Origin of the sequence: Allopontixanthobacter sp. (assembly GCF_034376665.1) — a bacterium.
Taxonomy (GTDB): Bacteria; Pseudomonadota; Alphaproteobacteria; order Sphingomonadales; family Sphingomonadaceae; genus Allopontixanthobacter.
Map to the genome: position 1 here is coordinate 1 of NZ_JAXMJI010000011.1, position 3,875 is coordinate 3,875.

2 protein-coding genes and 1 pseudogene are annotated in these 3,875 nt (G+C 63.7%); 2 read left to right on the plus strand and 1 reads right to left on the minus strand.

The genetic code is table 11. The features are described from left to right. The coding region (locus U0988_RS01010) for a glutamate synthase-related protein (protein ID WP_322290794.1) at nucleotides 1-2,041 on the plus strand (2,041 nt) is incomplete at its 5' end. Between the two features lie 109 nt (nucleotides 2,042-2,150). After that, a complete protein-coding gene (locus tag U0988_RS01015; RefSeq protein ID WP_322290795.1) occupies nucleotides 2,151-3,587 on the plus strand; it encodes a glutamate synthase subunit beta in 1,437 nt (478 codons plus the stop codon). 70 nt (nucleotides 3,588-3,657) lie between these two features. Here U0988_RS01015 and U0988_RS01020 read toward each other — a convergent pair. Continuing rightward, nucleotides 3,658-3,875, minus strand: a pseudogene (locus U0988_RS01020) (hypothetical protein); the annotation flags it as partial.

A 3,875-nucleotide genomic window follows, 5' to 3' on the forward strand; every position in this document is an offset into this window, starting at 1 on the left:
GCCGGCCAACGAACCGCTCCCCCTCGACCAGGTCGAGCCGGCGGTGGACATCGTCAAGCGGTTCAGCACCGGGGCGATGAGCTTCGGCTCGATCAGCCGCGAAGCGCATACCACTTTGGCGGTGGCGATGAACCGCATCGGCGCGCGGTCCAACACCGGCGAAGGCGGCGAGGAAACCGACCGCTACACTCCGCTGCCCAATGGCGATTCGATGCGCTCCGCGATCAAGCAGGTCGCCAGCGGACGGTTCGGTGTAACCACCGAATATCTGGTCAATGCCGACGATATCCAGATCAAGATGGCGCAAGGCGCGAAGCCCGGCGAGGGCGGCCAGCTGCCCGGGCACAAGGTCGACAAGATCATCGGCGCGGTGCGCCATGCGACACCCGGCGTGGGCCTGATCTCGCCGCCGCCGCATCATGACATCTATTCGATCGAAGACCTGGCGCAGCTGATCCACGATCTCAAGAATGTGAACCGCGCGGCGCGCATTTCGGTCAAGCTGGTATCCGAAGTCGGCGTGGGCACAGTCGCGGCCGGCGTTTCCAAGGCGCGCGCGGATCATGTCACTATCTCGGGGTATGAAGGCGGCACTGGCGCATCGCCACTGACCAGCCTGACCCATGCGGGAAGCCCGTGGGAAATCGGCCTCGCCGAAACGCAGCAGACGCTGCTGCTCAACGATCTGCGCAGCCGGATCGCGGTGCAGGTCGATGGCGGCCTGCGCACCGGGCGCGATGTCGCCATCGGCGCGCTGCTCGGCGCGGACGAGTTCGGCTTTGCCACCGCTCCGCTGATCGCGGCAGGCTGCATCATGATGCGCAAATGCCACCTCAACACATGCCCGGTCGGCGTGGCGACGCAGGATCCGGTGCTGCGCGCCCGGTTTACCGGCCTGCCCGAACACGTGATCAACTACTTCTTCTTCGTCGCCGAGGAACTGCGCGAGATCATGGCGAAAATGGGTTTCGCGACCCTTGACGAGATGGTTGGCCGGGTGGACCGGATCGATATGCGCCGGGTGGATCGTCACTGGAAAGCGCAGGGCATCGACCTGACCCGTCTGCTCCACCGGATCGACCTGCCCGAAGGCACCCCGGTCCATCACACGATGAACCAGGAACACAATCTGGACGGCGCGCTGGACAACGATCTGATCGCGGCGTGCCAGCCGGCGCTGCTTCACGGCGAACCGGTCCAGCTTAGCCGCGAGGTGCGCAATGTGAACCGTACGGTCGGTGCGATGCTGTCGGGCGAGATCGCCAAGGCCTACGGTCATGCGGGGCTCAAGCCCGACACCATCCGGATCAATCTGAACGGCGTGGCCGGGCAAAGCTTCGGCGCGTGGCTGGTTCACGGCGTCACACTCGACCTGACCGGCGACGCCAACGACTATGTCGGCAAGGGCCTGTCGGGCGGCCGCATCATCGTGCGCCAGCCGGACGGCGTTTCCCGCGATCCGGCGCAGAACATCATCGTCGGCAACACTGTCCTTTACGGCGCGATCGCGGGCGAGGCTTATTTCGGCGGGGTCGCCGGCGAACGCTTTGCAGTGCGCAATTCCGGCGCGGTCGCGGTGGTTGAAGGCGCAGGCGACCATGCCTGCGAATACATGACCGGCGGCGTGGTCGCGGTTCTGGGCAGGACCGGGCGCAATTTCGCCGCGGGAATGTCCGGCGGGATCGCCTATGTCTATGACGAAGCCGGCAATTTCGCCGATCTGTGCAATCTGGCGCAGGTCGATTTGCTGCCGGTTTCAGCCGCTCCCGACGCGGAGGACGGCAGCGGCCGCCCGCAGCAGCGCGGCCGCAGTGTCTCCGATGCCGGAATGGGCGATATGCTGCGCCACGACGGGGAACGGCTGAAAGTGCTGGTGGAACGTCACAAGCTGCACACCGGCAGCGCACGGGCGGCCTATATCCTCGACAATTGGGACGAATGCCTGCCGAAATTCGTCAAGATCATGCCGCGCGATTATACCGCTGCGCTCCGCCAGCTCGAAGCCGAGCGGGACGAGGCAGCGACCGTGGCCGCAGAATGATGGATATTTTGTCATCCCAGCCAAAGCTGGGATCGGTTGGAACCGAAGTGCAGTCCGCCGGGCGATCCCAGCTTTCGCTGGGATGACGACACAGTTTAGGATTTAGTTGATGGGCAAAGACACCGGCTTTCTGGAAATCGACCGCAAGGACCGCGTCTATGCGGACCCCAAGGAGCGGCTGAAGCATTACCGCGAATTCGTGATTCCGCATGACGAACCGACGCTCAAACTGCAGGCGGCGCGGTGCATGGATTGCGGCATTCCCTATTGTCACAACGGCTGCCCGGTGAACAACATCATCCCCGAATGGAACGATCTGGTCTATCGCGGCGATTGGAAAAACGCGCTCGAAGTGCTGCATTCGACTAACAATTTCCCCGAGTTCACCGGCCGCATCTGCCCCGCCCCGTGCGAAGCGGCCTGCGTGCTCAACATCATCGATTCGCCCGTCACCATCAAAAGCATCGAATGCGCAATTGTCGACCGCGGGTGGCAGGAAGACTGGATCAAGCCGCAGCTTCCCGCGCGCCAGACCGGCAAATCGGTTGCCGTGGTCGGGTCCGGCCCTGCGGGCATGGCCTGCGCGCAGCAGCTTGCCCGCGCCGGGCACAAGGTCACCCTGTTCGAGAAGAACGACCGCATCGGGGGATTGCTCCGCTACGGCATTCCCGACTTCAAGATGGAAAAGCACCTGATCAACCGCCGCGCGGTGCAGATGGAGGCCGAAGGCGTGACCTTCCGCACTTCTGCAGAGGTCGGCGTGGATATTTCCTTCAAGAGCCTGCAGGAAAATTTCGACGCCATCGTGCTTTCGGGCGGGGCGGAAGACCCGCGCACGCTGGAAATTCCCGGTGCGGAACTGTCCGGCGTACGGCTGGCGATGGAATTCCTGACCCAGCAGAACAAGCGCAATGCGGGCGACGATGAACTCCGCGCCGCGCCGCGCGGTTCGCTCACCGCCACCGGCAAGCACGTGATCGTGATCGGCGGCGGGGACACCGGTTCCGACTGTGTCGGCACCTCCAACCGGCAGGGCGCGGCCAGCGTAACCCAGCTCGAAATCATGCCGCAGCCGCCCGAAAAGGAAGACAAGGCGCTGACCTGGCCCGACTGGCCGCTCAAGATGCGCACCTCCTCCAGCCACGAAGAAGGCGCGGCGCGCGACTGGTCGGTCATGGCCAAGCGGGTGATCGGCGCGGACGGCGATGTTACCGGGCTGGAATGCGTGCGCCTGTCGTGGGACGGCGGCAGGATGCAGGAAGTCGAAGGCAGCAATTTCGTGCTGCCCGCCGATCTGGTCCTGCTGGCGATGGGCTTTGTCGGCCCGAAGAAACACGGGTTGCTCGACCGCGCCGGCGTCGCCCTGACCGACCGCGGCACCGTGTCCGCCAACGAGGACGATTACGCCACCAGCGAACCCGGCGTATTCACCTGCGGCGACATGCGCCGCGGCCAGAGCCTGGTCGTCTGGGCCATCCGCGAAGGCCGCCAATGCGCCCGCAGCGTGGACATGGCGCTGATGGGCGCGAGTGAATTGCCGAGGTAGGATTGCGCGCTGTGGATTCGGAGCGTCGCTTAGCTTGATGTCAGCTTTGTCGTGGTTATCTGCCTTTGGCTTATGAGGCAGGTATCGGAAGGCTGCGAACAATGGCGAGCAGCTTTGAGTTCCTGTCTCTGTATCGATCTTTATCGCAACCGAGGTCTGCGACATAGTGTTGGTCAAAGCCGCGCCCAATCCAGCGAATGTAGATTGCGCCATTGTCGGTTACGAAGGGAATACCTTCTGGACACCGCCTTTCGCCCATTTCCTGAATACTTGCATCGGTGCGATTAA

What these genes read in the sequence shown, in the direction of transcription:
- U0988_RS01015 (WP_322290795.1), top strand. Translation starts at nt 2,151, where the DNA reads ATGGGCAAAGACACCGGCTTTCTGGAAATCGACCGCAAGGACCGCGTC.